This is a genomic window from Herbaspirillum sp. Sphag64 (genome assembly GCF_014192645.1).
GTDB lineage: Bacteria > Pseudomonadota > Gammaproteobacteria > Burkholderiales > Burkholderiaceae_D > Herbaspirillum.
In genome coordinates, this window is sequence record NZ_JACHYE010000003.1 from 45,895 (window position 1) to 63,746 (window position 17,852).

Consider the following 17,852-nt stretch of genomic DNA (forward strand, 5'->3'; position numbering starts at 1 on the left):
GACTGTGAAATGACGTCAAATTGATTGAAGACTATGGTCTTTCAGCGTTAAACAACGGAACAGGATCCAAGTCATTTTCATGAGGTCTGTTCCTTTTTACTGGATGCAACGACCATCACAGATTTTCAATGGTTCTTTCTCGATTCACGGTTCCATCACTTGAAAGTTGATAAATAAAAAAACGGGACTGCTGCTAATATGAAATCCATAAAAACAATGAAGCGAATCGGGAAATCGCTTTTTGATAAATAACACTAGGGGAAGAAATGCTTAAAAGCATTCAAAAGATCAAAGGACTGGGAGTATTCAACGATTACGTCATGCCAGCGGGAACCACCGAATTTGGCGTTAAGAACCTGATTTACGGCTGGAATTATTCCGGGAAAACCACGTTGTCACGGCTGATCTCCTTGCTGGAACATAAAAAGCCTGACCCCGATCTACCCAACGTCTCTTTCTCAATCTTGAGTGGTGCGGACGTGATCAATGAGATCAACTTTCAAACCTCCTCGGTCGTATGCAGGGTCTTCAATTCGGATTTCATCACCAAGAATATCAACTTTGCCGGCAATCCCTTTAAGCCCATTTTGCTGTTAGGTGCAGATGCAGGAGATGCCCAAAAGAAAATTGACCGATTTCAGGAGTATCAAGAGAACATCTCCGCAAGGGTCGTTAAAAAGAACAAAGCCTTTGCAGACGCAAAAGCAGCAATGGATCGAGCCAAAACGGATAAAGCCTCTTCCGTAAAGGCTACGATGTCTTTGGTGAAGGCATATGGAGCTTCCCATCTTGATAAAGACATTCAGACCATCCGTAATCTCTCGGTCACGGATCATGAATTGCTGCCTGCAAATTATGAGGCCGATTTGAAATTGGCCAGAACGTCTGATCAAGACCAACTCGCTTCCATTCCGAAATTGTCGTATGCCTTGAATTACGATCAACTCCATAAGAAGGCAGAAACGCTACTTTCAACAAAACTCAACCTAACCAACACCATCGACTATCTGTTGGAGCATCTTGCTGTTTCGAATTGGGTGGAGACGGGATTAGACCTGCATGCCGATAAAGCAGAATGTGAGTTTTGCGGAAATACATTGACCGAGAAGCGAATGCAGGAATTGAGGGATCATTTCTCTCTCGACCTTGCAGATCACAAACACGCCCTCAATACTTTAAGAGAACAGGTGTCGTCTGCGAGAGTTGTTTACAGCCCCAATAAAGCCTCGGAATTCAATGCTCAATTTCGAGAGCAGTTCACGACCTTGAATGCCACGTTAAAAACGGCGGTCAGTGCTTACAACGCGGCCCTCGATGTGCTTGATGATAGAGCTAAAAAGAAATTTGATGCCCCAACGGTTCTCGGTATGCTCGCCGCAATTGATCCGAAAATTCAATCCGATTTATCGGATTCGATCGACGCCATCAATGTCGTGATTGCCGACAACAACAAGATATCCAATAATTTTTCATCCGAAAAAGAGCAAGCGATTGATCGGTTGAAAATGCATTTCGCACAAGCTTTCATCAAAGAAAAGAAACTTCAAGAGTTTGAAGACAAGCAGGCCATGTTAGAGCGGCAGGTTAAACGGTGCATGGGGTATCTGGCCAATATCGGCGTAGAGATTGAAAAATTACAAGCCACGATCAGTCAGGCCCAGCGTGGCCGAGAAGAGATCAACCTTCTCATTGAGCGATTGCTCGGAAGCGATAGTGTCCAGATTGTCGTGGCGAAGGTGGCCGATAAAGAGCAGTTTCAACTCATCCGAAAAGGCGGGAAGCCTGCAAACCATTTAAGCGAAGGTGAAAAGACAGCGATTGCATTCTCGTTCTTTATTACCTCCTTGAAAGAGATCAAGGATTTCAGTCAAGCCATCATTTACATCGACGATCCGATTTCGAGCCTGGACAGCAATCATATTTTTCAAGTGAATGCGATCATCAAAGAGACATTCTTTTACAAAGACCCGAACGACAAGCAAGCACCGGTCACGACAACGTGCAAACAGATTTTTCTGTCCACGCATAATTTCGAGTTCTTTTCATTGCTCAGAGAACTGAAGCCCGATGGGAAGGCATCGAGCCATTACTTGGTTAAAAAGATTTCGCCATTGTTCTCAACGTTCGGCAACATGCCCAAGTCGATGTATCGCTATTCGTCTGAATACCATTTCCTCTTTGACGTGCTGAATGGATTTCATACAGCACCGGCAGAAGATAAGACTGATTTGAAATTGTTGATGCTGCTACCCAACGCGGTTCGACGGTTCGTGGAACTCTATACGTATTCAAAGTATCCCGGCCAGAAAGACATGACGGTGGATCAGCGGGCGGAAATATTGTTCGGTGGGGAGAAGTCGAAACGGCTGTTGAAGGTGTTTCACTATTTTAGCCATGCTAACAACATCGAACGAATGGTGGAGCAAAACGATTTGATGTGTGATATCGAGGGGGCGGTGGATGACCTGATGACGCTACTCAATGAGAAAGACCCGCTCCACATGGAGGCGTTGAAAGCATCTCTTGCATGATCTGCTTTACCGATAATTCACCGTCTAGACTAATGGTTTGCGAATGAATACTAAGAAATGTCAGTTATGCAGGGATGAGTTGAATCACTCCAACGATTCAAAGGAGCACATCATCCCCAATGCAATCGGGGGTAAAAAGAAGGTTTCGGGTTTCATTTGCAAGTCGTGTAACAATAAGGCCGGCGAGACTTGGGACGCCGAGTTGGCTTCCCAGTTGAACTGGTTTTCCCTATTTTTTTGGAATTGTCAGAGAACGTGGAACTCCGCCTTCCATGACGGTAGAAACGAATATTGGGAAACTCATTCTTCACTATGATGGCACGCAGTCATTGACTAAGCCCATCTATGAAGTGACCGAAAATGACGGAATTGGAACGCTAAGAATTCAAGCCCGTACCGAAAAAGAAGCCTATCAATTGCTGCGGGGCGCTAAGTCTAAATATCCAAATTTGGATGTTGATGAGGTGATGAAACAAATGCAGGTGACGGATGACTACACTCCACGAATCGTCAATATGTCGATTGAACTTGGTGGTGAGGAATGTGGTCGTTCGGTGGTGAAATCTTGCCTTGCATTAGCCTCTTTCCGGGGAATCGATATTGATCAATGCTCTCCTGCTGACCACTATCTGAATTACGGTGGTTCGGCAAATTTTGGGGGCTACTACGACAGTGATTTAGTTTTGAATAGACCGCCTGATAGCATCTTTCATTGCGTTGCTGTTACGGGTAACTCCAAATCCCAAATGCTCCTAGGTTATGTCGAGTATTTCAGTGTTCAGCGTGTTGTCGTTTGTTTGTCTGATACGTATGAAGGAGATGACTTTGAGTCCATGTACGCCATTGATCCACGTGATGGAAATGAATTGGAGCTGAAAGTAGACCTTTCATTTTCGAAGGCTGATGTGGCAGCGATATGCGACTACAAAAGAGCCTCACAGGAGGGCATGCACTTTGCGGTGGGGGAAGTTATGCGGATAGGCTACGCGGCCTCCCTCGAGCGTCAGAAGAATAAAGTGCTAGGAGAAGCCGTTGACTATGGTCTTGCAAATTGCGGGGCAAAGGAAGGGGATATTCTCACTGAGGAACATCTCAGAAAATTGTCCCAGTTGATCGCGGAAAAAATGACGCCATACCTTTTGCAAAGAATTAAAAAATAGTACTACAACTACTTTCATATAACACTGAGGAAAAATTATTGCTGTTTCGGGGAGATATCTTCCACCACCTGAAAGATATTGCTCAATAACAGCTAATTTGAATTGTGTTGGGTATTTAGCCAATGAAAAACCCCGAAAGTTGATCTCCAACTTTCGGGGGGCAGTTTGTGGCAGTTTTTTCCTGACGACAGCCGATGTGGCGTGATAATCAGGAAAGCAAGCATTGCACATCACCGTAACTGATGAGCTGTTTCTTTCTGTTAACGCTTAATTTGGTGCAGCAACAACCGTCATTTCCACCAGCAAGCTAGCAGCGCCAAGCTTGGCTTCAACGGTCGTTCTTGCCGGTGCGGTGCCTGGTGTCACCCATTGATCCCAGACCGCATTCATCGCTGCGAAGTCGTCGATATTGCGTAGATAGATGGTGGTGGAGAGCAGTCGGTCCCGGCTGCTTCCTGCTTCGGCCAGCAAGCTGTCAATACGGGACAGTACCTCCTGTGTCTGTGCTGTGATGTCACCGGTCGCACTCTCGCTACCGTTAGCGGTCTGCCCGCACAGATAAACCAGACCGCCATAACTGACGATCTTGCTCATCCGCGAATTAGTGTGTTTTCGTTCAATATCGCTCAAATTAATCTCCTGGTTGAAAATACGTTCTACCGTACAAGTAGTCTTGCCAACGTCAATAGCAAGACCATTTAGCAAGACCATGTTCAGGTGTGGCCTGATGAAATCTGCTGTGTCGTCATTACTCTGCTTGCGTCTCTTTTTCGTTCGCCAGCGAGGCCAGCGACGCGAGCGACCCCAATGACACCGGCTTGAGTGGTGTGCGTATGTGATAGGCACCGACCTCTGCAGGCGATTTTTGGAGTTCCGTAGAGAGGATTTGGGTAACCGTTAATCCGCACATCCGACCTTGGCAAGGCCCCATGCCACACCGGCTGAAAAACTTGGTCTGATTGGGGCCTTGGCAGCCCAGACGGGCCATCTCGCGGATGCGACCGGCACTGACTTCTTCACAACGACAGACGATTGTTTCATCGCTCGGGTTCGCCAGCCATTGCGGCGGCCGGTAGAGGGCATCCAGGAAAGGGCGAATACGCAGATGCTGCGTCAACTTCTGACTTTCTACCTGGGTGAGGCGAGCATGATCATCCTCATTCAAACGTCCCAATACGCTGGCTGCACCAAGTGCAGCTAAGGCACCGCTTGCTTCGGCAGCTCTGGCACCGGCAATTCCTGAACCATCACCAGCAATGCGAAAGCCAGTCAGCGACGTTTGGCCCCAGGCATCGACAACTGGTCGCCAGGCTACCTGAGTGTCGTCCCAATCATGGGCGACGCGAAGTTGACGGCTGAGTTGCGTATTTGGGACCACACCATGATGCAACAGCACGACGTCGGCATCCAGGCGATGATGGATGCCATTGGCGGTAAACACCACTGCTTCGGCGTGCTCTGTGCCTTCGATGCGTACCTCCGTGACTGCCGAAAACAAAGGGATTGCTGCGCGGCGCAAGCGCCACAGCATGCGCATGCCTTTAAGTAGATAGGATGGTGCCAGCAGGGCTGCTCCGATATGCGCCAAGGCTTTCTGCCGGTTTTCTCGCGGTGAAGTTTCGACGATGCCTGCAATCGATGCGCCGGCATCGAGCAATTGGCAGGCTACCAACAACAGCAAAGGCCCCGCACCCACCAAAACAACCCGTCCCTGAGGCACGATGGCAGCACTCTTCATGGCAATCTGTGCCGCGCCTGCGTTGAGCACACCGGGCAGCGTCCATCCCGGGATCGGAGAAGGGCGCTCCATTGCGCCGGTGGCGGCAATGAGTTGTGGTGCACGTACGCGCGATGAGCGGCCATCCTGCTGTACCGTTACCGTGAGGTCGGGGGCTACCTCCCAAACCATAGCGCCGAAGCGACGTTCGACGTTGGCCTTGGACAGACGGTCAGACAGTGTCTTGCCGTGACGATAATCAGGGCCAAGCAACGCAGCAACGGAGGGCGCTACGGCTGTGATGTTGCGATAAATCTGTCCACCCGGTCGCGGCTGTTCGTCGAGCAGCAGCGTCTTCAATCCCTGAGCCGCGCCGGTCAACGCGGCGGCCATACCGGCCGGCCCTGAGCCGATGACGATGAGATCGTGTGTGAATGTCAATGTCGAGGTCGTCATTTCACATCTCCTACCCGACGGGCGCCATCTTGCAGGCGTACTGTCATTCCCGCATGCACTTCGATCATGCACGATTGCGTATTCTGTACGCCATCGACTTCAACGAGACAATCAAAGCACACGCCCATCAGACACAACGGTGCCCGTGGTTGGCCCGATATTGCAGTGTGTCGAAACGGAACCACGCCTGCATTGAGGAGTGCTGCGGCCAACATTTCCCCCTCACGTGCTTGTACCGACCTGCCGTCGACAACAATTTCCACGAGAGGACGCAGTTCCTCCGTAGAAGCCAACATTGTTTTAAACATCGAAGCGCTCCGATTTGAAAGTATGAATTTCTGGCGGCTCGCTGGCGCCGCGCATCCAGTCCACCAACGGACCAGCATGCATGGCGGCCAACGTGATGCCACTGTGGCAAGTCACAAGAAAAGCACCAGGGCAGTCGCCAGACTCCTGATAGATGGGATAACCATCCGGTGTCATGACCCGGAGAGCACCCCAGGTACGCACGATGTTGGCATTCTCCAGAATCGGGAAGTAGCGTCGCGCACGGTGGGCGATCCGGGCTAACTGGTCAATTGTGGTGCCGTCATCGAATCCCACGCCTTCTTTTGAGTCGCCAATCTGGACAACGCCTTCTCCGGTCTGCCGCACATGCACAGAGGGGTGGCGCAAGAAGGGTTGCATGCGTTCCGTGACGAGCACCTGGCCTCTGTTCGGTGCAATCGGTGCCTGCATGCCGACCATGGGTGCCAGGTCCCGGTTTCCAAGTCCGGCGGCAAGAACCAGACGGCCAGCAACGTGCTCGCGGCCATCGGTCCAGACATGAAATGCCCCGTCACGATGTTCAATCCGGTCACAGTGGACACTGCCAATCATCTCCCCACCGAGCATCCTGAAATTTTCGGTCAGGGCACGTAGCAGTCGTAAAGGACTGACATGACCATCAAGCTGCCCGTAGACGGCACCAACCACGTCAGGCCCGATATGGGGAGAGAGTTCGCGCAGGCTTTGCGGATCCAGTACTTCAAACGGATAGTGCGTGCCAATGGCGCTTCTCAGCGTCTCAAGACTGGCGACGTACTCGCGCAACTCAGCTTCTTCAAGGCAGATGGTTAGTCCACCTACTTGAGAAAGTTCAAGATCGACACCGGATGTCTGCGTCAATTCTTTCGCAAACGATGACCACCGACCGACCGAGGCCATGGTCCAGCGTGCATAGTCGGGATTGCTCAACCCTTTTCCCTGCAGCCAGACCAGTCCAAAGTTACCGCGTGCGGCACGAAAGGCGTCATCGCCTTCGTCCAGCAAGCGTACCTTTTCACCGGCTTTGGCAAAACCATAGGCGATGGACATCCCGACCACGCCACCGCCAATGATCAGTGTGTCTATGTCACGTATTGTCATGAAGTTTTCCCAACAAGAATGCGATCAAGTCCGTAGAAGCGATCAAGTAAGACCATCAATACCAGCGTCAAGACAATCAATACCGCCGACACGGATGCCAGCAGGGGATCAATCGTGTTGGCGATGTGGTTGTACATCTTGACCGGTAATGTCTCCGTCCCGGATGAAGCTACAAAGATGGACATCGTGAGTTCGTCGAAGCTGTTGATGAAGGCAATGATCCAGCCGCCAGCGACACCGGGGAGGATAAGCGGCAGCTCAATGCGACGAAACACGGTCCAGGGCGAAGCACCCAGTGACTCGGCTGCCTGCGACACGGTACGGTCAATGCCGGTTGCCGCAGCCACCACCAGGCGCAGCGCATACGGCAGCACAATGACGGTATGCGCCGCGGTTAATCCTGACAGCGTGCCTGGCAATTCCAGCAGGGTAAAAAAACGCAACAGCGCAATGCCGAGTACAACATTGGGCACCATCAGTGGGGATAGCAAGATGCTGAGAATTGCTTCCCGCCCACGAAAGCGATGCCATGCGATTGCCATGCCAGCCGGCACCGCTAGCAAGGTTGCCAGCGTTGCCGCAACCACGCCCAAGGTCAGGCTGCGATAGAAGGCATCGATGAAGCTGTCATCTTTAAGAATCGCCAGATACCAACGAAACGAGGCACCATCAAAGGGCATGGCGATATAGCCCTTGTCGGTGAACGATACCAGCACAACGACCAGCAGCGGCGCCAGCATGAACGCCCCAAACAGCCAATGGAATATCAGCAGGGGAAGTGGAGTGCGATTTTTCATTGAAACACCTGCTTGTAACGACGCTCAACCCAGCGGTTCACACCGATAGAAATCATCAGCACGATGACCAGAAGAACCACCGATAATGCAGCCCCCAAAGGCCAATTCAGATTGCCCAGAAATTCATCATAAATACTGGTTGGCACGACCTTCAGGCGTCGTCCGCCAATAATGGCAGGCGTTGCAAATGCGCTGGCTGCCAACGCAAATACGATGAGACCGCCAGAGAGCACGCCGGGAATAACCTGCGGGAAGACGATACGAGCCAGCATGGTCGGCAACCCTGCACCTAGCGATTGCGCCGCCTGTTCAATGGCCGGATCAAGTTTTTGCAAAGAAGCCCAGACGGCCAGGACCATGAACGGTACGAGCACATGGACCAGCGCCATCACGACACCGCCCAGCGTAAACATCATCTTGATCGGTTCAGACACGACCCCGGTTGCCATCAGAACCTTGTTGATGACGCCTTCGTTGCCGAGCAAAATCGCCCAGCCTAGCGTGCGCACGACCACGGAGATCAGCAATGGACCGAGAACAATCACCATGGATACGGCCCGCCAACGGGCGCTCAGGCGACTGAGAACGTAGGCTTCTGGCACGCCAAGCACAATGCAGATGAGCGTGACCATGACAGACATGCCAAAGGTACGCGCAAAAATGGTGTGAAAATAACCATCGCTGGCGATGTCGGCATAGTTGGCAAACGTGATCTGCTCGCCAACACCACCTCCGGGTAAAAAGGCAAAAAAACTCAGTGAGAGGGTGACGATCAAAGGCAAGGCAACCAATGCCAGCACGACCAACATGCCGGGAGCGGAGAGCCAGTAGGGCAGTTCATTGCGTCTGGAACGCGTTCCCGCAGTCATGACTGCACACCTGCGGCAGTTCCTTGCCGCACGACGAGTCGCGCATGTTCGGGAGGCCAGTGAAGACCAACCTGGTCCCCTTCAGCAGCTTGTGGGGCACCGGCATTGACGTGCGTCAGCTGTACGCTACCCAAAGGCGTCTCGACCTGGAACAACCAGTGATTGCCAAGGAATACTCGGGCACTGACAACCCCTTGGAGTAGGGCATCCGTGCGAGTTGAAAACTGGATTTTCTCGGGCCGCACAATGTACTCAAGAGAGCCGACACACTCGGTATCGCTGGTCGGTAAAAAAAGCTCCCCGACCTCCACGCGTGCAGAGGTCTGCGAGCGCCTGCCCTCAAAAACGTTAGCCTTTCCCAGAAAGGTGGAGGAGAAGCGACCATTGGGATGTTCGTACATATCAAACGGTCGTCCGACTTGCTCAATACAGGCTTTGTTCATCAAGACAACGCGATCTGACAGCGTCATCGCTTCGGCCTGGTCGTGCGTGACCATGATTGTGGTGACACCGACGCGATGTTGCAGTGCACGCAGTTCAATCTGCATTTCCTCGCGCAATTTGGCATCGAGTGCCCCCATCGGCTCATCAAGCAGCAATACCGGTGGTTGAATCGCAAGCGCACGCGCCAGAGCGACGCGCTGACGTTGTCCACCGGACAGCTCCCTTGGATAGCGGTTTGCCATTGCGCCAAGGTGAACCAGCTCCAGGGTGGAGGTCACGCGCTTGCGACGCTCCCCGGATGGAACGCCCTGCATTTCCATGCCAAACGACACATTGTCTGCCACAGTCATGTGCGGAAACAGCGCATAGTTTTGAAAGACAATCCCCAAGCCGCGCCGACTAGGTTTGACATCAGTGATATCGCGCCCATCGAGGTAAATACGACCAGTGGTCGGCTGGACGAATCCTGCCACCATCTGCAAGGTTGTCGTCTTGCCACACCCCGAAGGGCCTAACAAACTGATGAATTCTCCCTTTTCCACCGACAGATCACAGGCAGCAACGGCGGTAACATCACCGTAGCGCTTGGAGAGTCCTTTCAATGTCAGAAAGCTCATAAGATATGTCTCGTCCGTAATCTCTTACTGTTCAACTTCCCGGTTCCAGCGATTGGTCCATTCAGCGCGCTTGGTATTGATGACATCGTAGTTGGGGGCAAACAATGCGTTGACCTTCTCCGGACCATAGACGACCTTCTTCATCACCTCAGCAGAGAGCTTGGTGTTCTTGTTGACGGGGCCCCAGCCCTGCGCCGTAGCAAGAATCGACTGCACCTCCGGGGACAGGATGTACTGCAAAAACTGCTGGCCCAATTTGGCCTGAGGGGCACCTTCGACCACGCAACCTGCGCTCAATAGCGTCACGGCACCCTCTTTGGGATAAACAAACTCGACTGGTGCGCCTTGGTCTATGACGGTTTGTACGCGACCGTTACCCCATACGACAAGGGCGGCTTCGCCGGTCTGGAGCATTTGCGCCATTTTTCCTGGTGATGGCTCCCATGCCAGGACATTGGGGGCGACCTTCTTGATCATGACGTTGAAACCGGGATCCATTTTCTGCTCACCGCCGCCATTGAGCTTTGCCATCATCACCAGTGTCAGGAGACCATATCCGTTCGTGATGGGAGGGATGACAATTTTCTGTTTGTACTTCGGATCGGTGAGATCCATCCAGGAGGTCGGTGCTTTCCAGCCGTTCTTGGCAAAAATCTCCTTGTTGTAGGCAAGTCCGGTTGCAATAAAGCCGATACCGACGGACTTGTCGCCGATCATGCGGGCATTCGGATAGACCTCCTTGAGGGCCGCACTGTCTTCGACTTTGGTACACAAATTCTGTCCTACAGCCTGGTACATCGGGCCATCGTCGATCATCGCAACAGAAAGCTCCTGGCGGCCCTTTTGTGCCTGAAGCTTGGCCAAAATATCGGTTGAGTTACCCGGCACGTAGACAAGCTTGGCGCCAGTTTTTGCTTCAAAGGGGGGAATAATTTTGTCTTTAAAGAACTGCTCGACGGAGCCACCGTAACCGCCGACATACATCGTCTCCGCGGCATGCGCACTTGAAATATTCACCAACGTCAGTAGGGTCATCACACTCAGATATTTGCGCATCATCGGATTCCTTTGAAAGTGGTTGTCGAAAATTTAGCCATTCGCCATTCGTCATTCGCCAGTGGCAGCCTTGGCGAGTTAGCTTTTGCGTAGTCTATGCTTTATACAATTTCTTAAATATTAAAATTTTTGGTGTTGCTTATGTCTAAATGTTATACATTCAGAAGCAAGGGAGACCAGAGGGGGAAAACGTAAAAAGTAGGCGCAAACGATGCGATACTGAAGTTCGTTAGCTATCTTTTTTATCCTGCTTACTGTGCTGGAGTGCTGAGTCTTATATGCGTAATAGCGTGAATCTGCGACAAATCGAGGCGTTCTATTCCGTCATGCGGATAGGAACAGTGGTTGGTGCAGCGAAGATGATGAGTGTGACCCAACCGGCTATCAGTCGAGCGATTGCCCATCTTGAGATTCGTATTGGTTATAAGTTGTTCGAGCGCACTGGGCGCAAGCTGGTGGCGACACCCGAGGCGCAAGCGCTGTACAGTGAAATCGAACCAATCTATGGCAGCCTGGACAGAATTGCCCAGGTTGCGTATGACATTGGTCACCAGCGTTCCGGGGCACTGCGTGTGGCGACCTTGCCAGCAATGTCGCAGAGTTTGATTCCGCGTACCATTGCGCGCTTTCTGGCAACGCGTCCCCAGGTCACTGTATTGGTACAGACCTTGCCATCGCGGCAAATTGCCGCCATGGTTGCTGGCAAACAGTTTGATGTGGGCGTGGTAGAGCTACCGCTATCACAACCATCCATTTCAATCGAGCCGCTGGAGCCATTCGAACTAGCGTTAGTCATGCCGGCCGACCACCGCCTGGCCAGCAAGCGCCGCATATCCCTGAAAGAACTCGACGGTGAGCGGATGATACTTTTATCGCAACAGAGCTACATGCGATATCAGATCGACGATGCCTTTTCGATCCTTAACGTGTTTCCCAATGTCGTGATGGAAACCCCGAACTCGCTCGTGGCTTGCGCCTCGGTTGCCGCGGGTGTTGGCATTACCTTGGTTACGCGTTTCGCGGCAGAGCCCTTTATTACTTCCAATGTCGTGATGCGCCCCATCGCTGAAGAATTGCATTCACGCTCTGCTGTCATTTTCCCGTATCCCGGTAAGCGGCTATCGCTGGCAGAAACATTTGTGGCTGATTTAAGAGATGAGATTCGCAAGAAGAGTTGAGTGGTCTTTAGCCGAAGAGACCCGTGTGCGTGACGAACTCGCCCGTCTGAACAGCATCAAAATCAAAAAACGCATATGGATAGACGGTAAACGCGTTTTCCATTCGCTCCATCGCTTTATATACTTCGAGGTAGTAAGCAAGCACGTTTTATTGCAGTTTCCTTATTAAGCTTCCGCTATCTCCGCGATAACGGAAGTTTTTTGTTATTTCCTCGATGGAGTGGTCATGTTTCGCAAGCAAATGGTTGCCGCGGTTGCGGTATTGGCGAGTCTGCTGCTGAGTTCAGCTGCTCACGCCGAAGGTCATATCCGTATCGCTCAGCAATTTGGTATCGGTTATCTCATTCTTGATGTCGTCCAGGATCAAAAGCTGATCGAGAAGTACGGCAAGCAGGAAGGGATTGATATCAAGGTCGAGTGGAACAGTATTTCTGGTGCAACGGCCATGAATGAAGCTTTGCTGGCAGGTGCTCTGGACGTGGTGTCAGCCGGTTTGCCGCCGATGCTGGCGATCTGGGATCGCACCCGCGGCCGCCAGAACGTGAAGGCGATTGCCTCGCTCGGTTCCATGCCTAATTACTTGGTGAGCAATAACCCGAAGGTCAAGACGATCGCTGACTTGAGTGATAAAGACCGGATTGCGCTGCCGGCAGCGGGCGTTGGTTTTCAGTCGCGGACATTGCAAATTGAAACAGCGCGCCTGTTCGGCAAGGCCGATTACAAGCGCTTCGACAGTCTTTCGGTGAGTCTGGCCCATCCGGATGCGACCGCTGCATTGATCGCGGGTGGCTCGGAAATCAATACGCATTTCTCAAGCCCGCCTTTCCAGTATCAGGAACTGGAAAACAAGAACGTGCATAAAATTCTCAGCTCTTACGACGTGCTCGGTGGTCAGGCAACCTTCAATGTGCTCTACACCAGCCAGAAGTTCCATGATGAGAATCCCAAGACCTACAAGGCGCTATATAACGCGCTGGTCGAAGCCGCGCAGTTTATCCGTGCCAATAAGACCAAGGCTGCCGATACGTTTATCCGGGTACAGAAGTCCAAGCTTGCTCCGGCACTTGTTCGCCGGATTGTGGAAGACCCTGAAATCTATTTCACCGTATCTCCAGAGCGCAGTTATGTCTATGCAGACAAGATGCACGAGTTGGGCGTCTTGAAGAACCATGCCGCCTCCTGGAAAGATTATTTCTTTGAGGAAGCATATGCGCAGCCCGGTAGCTGATTTTTCTCCCGCGCCGCTGCTGCAGGTTAATGGCGTTGGCTTGCAATATCGTACGCAGACAGCGCTGGTACAGGCGACGCATGACGTCAGTTTTGATGTGTATCCGGCAGATCGGTTTGTGTTGCTGGGGCCTTCCGGCTGTGGCAAGTCGAGCCTGCTGAAGGCGACTGCCGGCTTCCTCACGCCGGCAGCCGGTGAGATTCGGCTCGATGGTGAGCTTGTGCGGCAACCTGGCCCTGACCGTATCGTCGTTTTTCAGGAGTTTGATCAACTGTTGCCGTGGAAGACCTTGCAGCAAAACGTGATGTTTCCACTGCTGGCATCCAAGACGTTAAACAAAAAAGAGGCCGCCGAGCGTGCTACGCACTATCTGGGCAAGGTTGGTCTGAGTCGCTTTGCCGACGCGTATCCGCATACCTTGTCTGGCGGTATGAAAGCACGGGTGGCGATTGCGCGGGCCTTGGCCATGCAGCCAAAGATCCTCTTGATGGATGAGCCGTTTGCCGCGCTCGACGCTCTCACACGTCGCAAAATGCAGGAGGAGTTGCTGGCCTTGTGGGATGAGGTCCGTTTTACTTTGCTGTTTGTCACGCATTCGATTGAGGAGGCGCTGGTGATTGGCAACCGCATCTTGCTGTTGTCGCCCCATCCGGGCCGCGTGCGGGCAGAAATCAATAGTCATCAATATGACCTCAAGAATCTCGGCGATGTCAGTTTTCAGGAAAGCGCGCGCCGTATTCATCGCCTTCTGTTTGATGAGGGTAGTGCAGAAAGCGTCCCTGAGTCTGTGCAGGTCAATTTCAAGGATGTGCGCTTTTCTTACTGAACTGCTGATCGTTCCGATTTCTCCTATTTTTCATGTCATTTTTCTCTGCCGGATCACGTATGCCTCTCCAACCTCCGATTCGTGAAGAATACGAAGTCACTCTGACGCCACTTGAAGATCTACCGCTGGAGCGCCAGTTCTCGCTGGCCCAACGTATCTGGCAGCAAGGCTGGATACGTAAAACGCTGATCCTGTTGGTCTTGATCGCAGTGTGGGAGGGAGTGGCGCGCTGGCAAAACAATGATCTGTTGTTGCCTGGCTTTATCGAGACAGCTCAGGCCTTCATTGATGGCGTGATGACTGGTGAGTTGCTGCAAAAAGTATGGATTTCGCTGCAAGTATTGATCAAGGGATATCTGATCGGGATCGCGCTTGCCTTTGTGTTGACGACATTGGCGGTATCCACCCAGATTGGTCGTGATTTGTTGAGTACCTTGACGGCAATGCTCAATCCGTTGCCGGCCATCGCCTTGTTGCCACTGGCGTTGCTCTGGTTTGGGCTGGGTGAGAACAGCCTGATCTTCGTGCTGGTGCATTCGGTGTTGTGGGCGCTGGCACTCAATGCGTATACCGGCTTCCTGAGTGTGTCCGAGACCTTGCGCATGGCTGGACGTAATTATGGCTTGCGTGGTTTGCGCTTTGTCTTGTTCATCCTGATTCCCGCTGCACTGCCTTCGATTCTGTCGGGCTTGCGGGTTGGTTGGGCATTTGCGTGGCGCACGCTGATTGCAGCGGAGCTGGTCTTTGGCGCTTCCAGCGGCAAAGGCGGATTGGGTTGGTATATTTTTCAGAATCGTAATGAGCTGTTCACAGACAAGGTGTTTGCGGGATTGGCAATGGTCATTCTGATTGGTTTGCTGGTGGAAAACCTTGGTTTCACGACCATTGAGCGGCTTACGGTCAAGCGTTGGGGCATGCAGCGCTAAAGCATTGCCGTTCAGAATTGCTCCCACGTATCGCGGGCGGATACCCGATTTTTCCCAAAAGATGACTTGGCATGCGATTTGCCATCGTTGATACTGCGATAACGAGTAAATTTTTGTTATTGCGGAGATGTGGCATGAGCGAGCAAGTTCTTGTTGAGGGATTGTTTGATCCGTCAACCAGCACAGTCAGTTATCTGGTGATGGATGCGCAGACACGGCAGTGCGCGGTAATCGATAGTGTGCTCGATTACGATCCCAAATCAGGTCATACCTCGACAGCGTCTGCAGATCGCCTGATAACACGTATCCGGGAGCTTGATGCGCGGGTGGAGTGGTTACTGGAAACCCATGTTCACGCAGATCATCTGAGCGCTGCACCGTATCTGCAGGGCAAGTTGGGCGGAAAAATCGCCATCGGTGCGCACATTACGACTGTTCAAAAAACCTTTGGTGCACTCTTCAATGTCGGTGCCGAGGTTGCCAGAGATGGCAGTCAGTTTGACTACCTGTTCCAGGACGGTGAATCGTTTTCCATTGGTAGCTTGCGTGCAGTTGCCTTGCACACTCCTGGCCACACGCCTGCCTGCATGACCTATGTGGTCAGTGATCCCCGGCAATCAGTCGCCTTTGTCGGAGATACCTTGTTTATGCCCGACTATGGCACAGCGCGTTGTGACTTCCCCGGTGGCGATGCGCGGGTGTTGTTCCGCTCGATCAACAAGGTCCTGAGCCTGCCGCCGGAAACTTTGCTTTATATGTGTCACGATTATCAGCCCGACGGCCGGCCGGTACAATTTGTGACAACGGTCGCAGAACAACGTGAAAATAACATTCACCTTCGAAATGGCGTCACCGAAGACGCCTTCGTTGCGATGCGTACCAGCCGTGACAAGACATTGGATATGCCGACCCTGTTGCTGCCATCCGTGCAGATCAACATGCGTGCCGGACATCTGCCGGAGCCAGAAGAAAACGGCACACGCTATCTGAAAATCCCTCTAAACAAGGCTTGATAAACGGTGTATCAGCCGGGCATCTGACTCAGTGACAGTGCAATTCCCAAGCCTACCAGGACGATGCCAATGCAAGTGTCAACGCGTCGTTGCTGAGTCAACAACCGTGTACGTAGCGTTGGACAGGAAATGAGCAGGGCAACGATCGCAAACCACAGAAAATGTGTCGCCGACATGAATAAGCCATAGCCAAATTGCGTCGTCAATGCCGTGTCGGGATTGACGACTTGCGTGTAGGTACTGACCACAAAAAGTGTGGTTTTCGGATTAAGGGCATTGGTCAAAAAACCATTGCTGAACATTGTCATCGTGGACATCGGGGACGCAGCCTGCAAATTGATCTGCAAACTGCTGCGATTGCGGAAGGTCTTCCAGCCGATGTAGATTAAATAGAGGGCACCGACCAACTTGATCGCGGTGAACAGGGTAGGCGAGTGGTCTATCACAAAACCAACGCCGAACATGGTGTAGAACACATGGATTTGTACACCGCAGGCAATCCCTAGTGCGCTCAATACGCCTGCTTTGCGACCATATAGATAGCTGTTACGTGTGACCATCGCAAAATCGGGGCCGGGGCTGATGGTTGCCAGGATGGTGATGAGTGCTACGGCAATGAGTTCGCTCATGTTTCGTTCTCCATTGTTGTGACACGGCCATTATCGGATGTGCCATGCCATACGAAAAACGATTTATAGTGGCACTGATACGTTAGAAAAAATCACAGATTATGTCGAATTCAGTACCGCTGAATACTTTGCGTTTTTTTGAGGCAGCTGCACGCCTGGGAAGTTTTGTCGATGCTGCGCAGGAGCTGCATCTGACCCATGGTGCGATCAGTCGACAAATACGCCTGCTGGAAGAGTCCTTGGGGGTTGCCTTGTTTGAGCGCCGTAATCGGGGTGTTTTTCTCACACAAAAAGGCGTGCAATTGCTGGCCGCAACCCAGCAGGCCTTTGAGCATCTCAATGCGACGATGGCAGCACTACGCGAGCCGGAATATACGCAGCCCTTGGTTGTCTCATGTGAGCCGACAATTGCTATGAAGTGGTTGATTCCGCGTCTCGGCGATTTTTATCAGCACCATCCGGAGGTGCAATGTCATCTGTTTGCTGCAGGCGGTCCGATTGCGTTCCAGCAGCAAGGGGTTGATTTGGCCTTACGTCGCAACGATTTCAACTGGGGTGCCGAGATCTTCAGTGAGGTCGTCGGTGAGGAATGGATCGGGCCAGTCTGTGCTCCGACGTTGTTGAAACGTCAGCGTCTTGACCTGACGCGGCACAAACTCTTGCATACCAGTTCGCGCAAAACTGCCTGGAGCAACTGGTGCAAGGCGGGCAAGAAAGCGGCCTGGCAGCATGGCAATCTGCATTACGAGCATTTCTATCTGAGCCTGCAGGCCGCCTGTGCCGGTTTGGGCGTGGCGATTGGCTCATTGTTCATGGTGCAGGAAGAACTGGCGCAAGGACGACTGGTGGCACCGTTTGATTTTGTGCCGGATGGTTCTCACTACGTGCTGCTATCGCCTGTAGCGATGCAGAGTGACCCTCGTCGCGCAGCCTTCCTGCAGTGGATTCGTGAACAGATGCAGGCGGATCAGCAATCCTGGCGAACTACACTGAAATAA

The 17,852-nt window shown here is 52.2% G+C and carries 18 protein-coding genes; 9 read left to right on the plus strand and 9 right to left on the minus strand.

The window, feature by feature from the left end; genetic code table 11:
- The first annotated feature begins 266 nt into the window (after nucleotides 1-266).
- The 3 genes from FHW66_RS07400 to FHW66_RS07410 are packed head-to-tail and all read left to right on the plus strand — an operon-like array spanning nucleotide 267 to nucleotide 3,691.
- Nucleotides 267-2,531 (plus strand): AAA family ATPase, encoded by a 2,265-nt coding sequence (locus FHW66_RS07400; protein ID WP_183379136.1) that lies wholly within the window; start codon nucleotides 267-269, stop codon nucleotides 2,529-2,531.
- Nucleotides 2,532-2,574: 43 nt separating this feature from the next.
- Nucleotides 2,575-2,847 (plus strand): HNH endonuclease, encoded by a 273-nt coding sequence (locus FHW66_RS21205; protein WP_183379137.1) that lies wholly within the window; start codon nucleotides 2,575-2,577, stop codon nucleotides 2,845-2,847.
- Nucleotides 2,804-3,691 carry a hypothetical protein gene (locus FHW66_RS07410; protein ID WP_183379138.1) on the plus strand — a complete coding sequence of 296 codons (888 nt, stop codon included), beginning with the start codon at nucleotides 2,804-2,806 and terminating at the stop codon, nucleotides 3,689-3,691. Before FHW66_RS21205 ends, FHW66_RS07410 begins: the two co-directional genes overlap by 44 nt.
- Nucleotides 3,692-3,958: 267 nt before the next feature.
- On the opposite strand, the gene FHW66_RS07415 is transcribed toward FHW66_RS07410, so the two are convergent.
- The 8 genes from FHW66_RS07415 to FHW66_RS07450 all read right to left on the minus strand — a co-directional run bounded on the left by FHW66_RS07415 (nucleotide 3,959) and on the right by FHW66_RS07450 (nucleotide 11,054).
- On the minus strand, nucleotides 3,959-4,285 hold the full coding sequence (locus FHW66_RS07415) for a RidA family protein (RefSeq protein WP_255458876.1): 327 nt from the start codon (nucleotides 4,283-4,285) through the stop codon (nucleotides 3,959-3,961).
- Nucleotides 4,286-4,439: 154 nt separating this feature from the next.
- Entirely contained in the window at nucleotides 4,440-5,864 is a 1,425-nt protein-coding gene (locus tag FHW66_RS07420) for an NAD(P)/FAD-dependent oxidoreductase (RefSeq protein WP_183379140.1), read from the minus strand.
- A complete protein-coding gene (locus FHW66_RS07425) occupies nucleotides 5,861-6,172 on the minus strand; it encodes a (2Fe-2S)-binding protein (protein ID WP_183379141.1) in 312 nt (103 codons plus the stop codon). The genes FHW66_RS07420 and FHW66_RS07425 overlap by 4 nt, the downstream gene beginning before the upstream one ends.
- Nucleotides 6,165-7,271 carry an FAD-binding oxidoreductase gene (locus FHW66_RS07430; RefSeq protein ID WP_183379142.1) on the minus strand — a complete coding sequence of 369 codons (1,107 nt, stop codon included), beginning with the start codon at nucleotides 7,269-7,271 and terminating at the stop codon, nucleotides 6,165-6,167. The genes FHW66_RS07425 and FHW66_RS07430 overlap by 8 nt, the downstream gene beginning before the upstream one ends.
- Entirely contained in the window at nucleotides 7,268-8,068 is an 801-nt protein-coding gene (locus FHW66_RS07435) for an ABC transporter permease (protein ID WP_183379143.1), read from the minus strand. The genes FHW66_RS07430 and FHW66_RS07435 overlap by 4 nt, the downstream gene beginning before the upstream one ends.
- A complete protein-coding gene (locus tag FHW66_RS07440; RefSeq protein ID WP_183379144.1) occupies nucleotides 8,065-8,937 on the minus strand; it encodes an ABC transporter permease in 873 nt (290 codons plus the stop codon). The genes FHW66_RS07435 and FHW66_RS07440 overlap by 4 nt, the downstream gene beginning before the upstream one ends.
- The gene (locus FHW66_RS07445; protein WP_183379145.1) at nucleotides 8,934-9,998 is read right to left on the minus strand and encodes an ABC transporter ATP-binding protein; all 1,065 of its coding nucleotides are present in this window, start codon (nucleotides 9,996-9,998) and stop codon (nucleotides 8,934-8,936) included. Before FHW66_RS07445 ends, FHW66_RS07440 begins: the two co-directional genes overlap by 4 nt.
- Before the next feature lie 24 nt (nucleotides 9,999-10,022).
- The gene (locus FHW66_RS07450; RefSeq protein WP_183379360.1) at nucleotides 10,023-11,054 is read right to left on the minus strand and encodes an ABC transporter substrate-binding protein; all 1,032 of its coding nucleotides are present in this window, start codon (nucleotides 11,052-11,054) and stop codon (nucleotides 10,023-10,025) included.
- A gap of 278 nt (nucleotides 11,055-11,332) precedes the next feature.
- Here FHW66_RS07450 and FHW66_RS07455 point away from each other — a divergent pair, with 278 nt between their 5' ends.
- The 5 genes from FHW66_RS07455 to FHW66_RS07475 all read left to right on the plus strand — a co-directional run bounded on the left by FHW66_RS07455 (nucleotide 11,333) and on the right by FHW66_RS07475 (nucleotide 16,225).
- Entirely contained in the window at nucleotides 11,333-12,232 is a 900-nt protein-coding gene (locus tag FHW66_RS07455; RefSeq protein ID WP_221196951.1) for a LysR family transcriptional regulator, read from the plus strand.
- A 226-nt stretch (nucleotides 12,233-12,458) separates the two neighbouring features.
- Nucleotides 12,459-13,460 (plus strand): ABC transporter substrate-binding protein, encoded by a 1,002-nt coding sequence (locus FHW66_RS07460; RefSeq protein ID WP_183379146.1) that lies wholly within the window; start codon nucleotides 12,459-12,461, stop codon nucleotides 13,458-13,460.
- Nucleotides 13,441-14,286, plus strand: a complete 846-nt coding sequence (locus FHW66_RS07465; RefSeq protein WP_183379147.1) for an ABC transporter ATP-binding protein — start codon at nucleotides 13,441-13,443, stop codon at nucleotides 14,284-14,286. Before FHW66_RS07460 ends, FHW66_RS07465 begins: the two co-directional genes overlap by 20 nt.
- A 59-nt stretch (nucleotides 14,287-14,345) precedes the next feature.
- Nucleotides 14,346-15,212 (plus strand): ABC transporter permease, encoded by an 867-nt coding sequence (locus FHW66_RS07470; protein WP_183379148.1) that lies wholly within the window; start codon nucleotides 14,346-14,348, stop codon nucleotides 15,210-15,212.
- Between the two features lie 134 nt (nucleotides 15,213-15,346).
- A complete protein-coding gene (locus FHW66_RS07475) occupies nucleotides 15,347-16,225 on the plus strand; it encodes an MBL fold metallo-hydrolase (RefSeq protein WP_183379149.1) in 879 nt (292 codons plus the stop codon).
- Between the two features lie 11 nt (nucleotides 16,226-16,236).
- Here FHW66_RS07475 and FHW66_RS07480 read toward each other — a convergent pair whose 3' ends face one another.
- Complete coding sequence (locus FHW66_RS07480) at nucleotides 16,237-16,854, minus strand: LysE family translocator (protein WP_183379150.1); 618 nt, start codon at nucleotides 16,852-16,854, stop codon at nucleotides 16,237-16,239.
- A 101-nt stretch (nucleotides 16,855-16,955) separates the two neighbouring features.
- Between FHW66_RS07480 and FHW66_RS07485 the strand changes: the two genes are divergently transcribed.
- Nucleotides 16,956-17,852 (plus strand): LysR substrate-binding domain-containing protein, encoded by an 897-nt coding sequence (locus FHW66_RS07485; RefSeq protein ID WP_183379151.1) that lies wholly within the window; start codon nucleotides 16,956-16,958, stop codon nucleotides 17,850-17,852.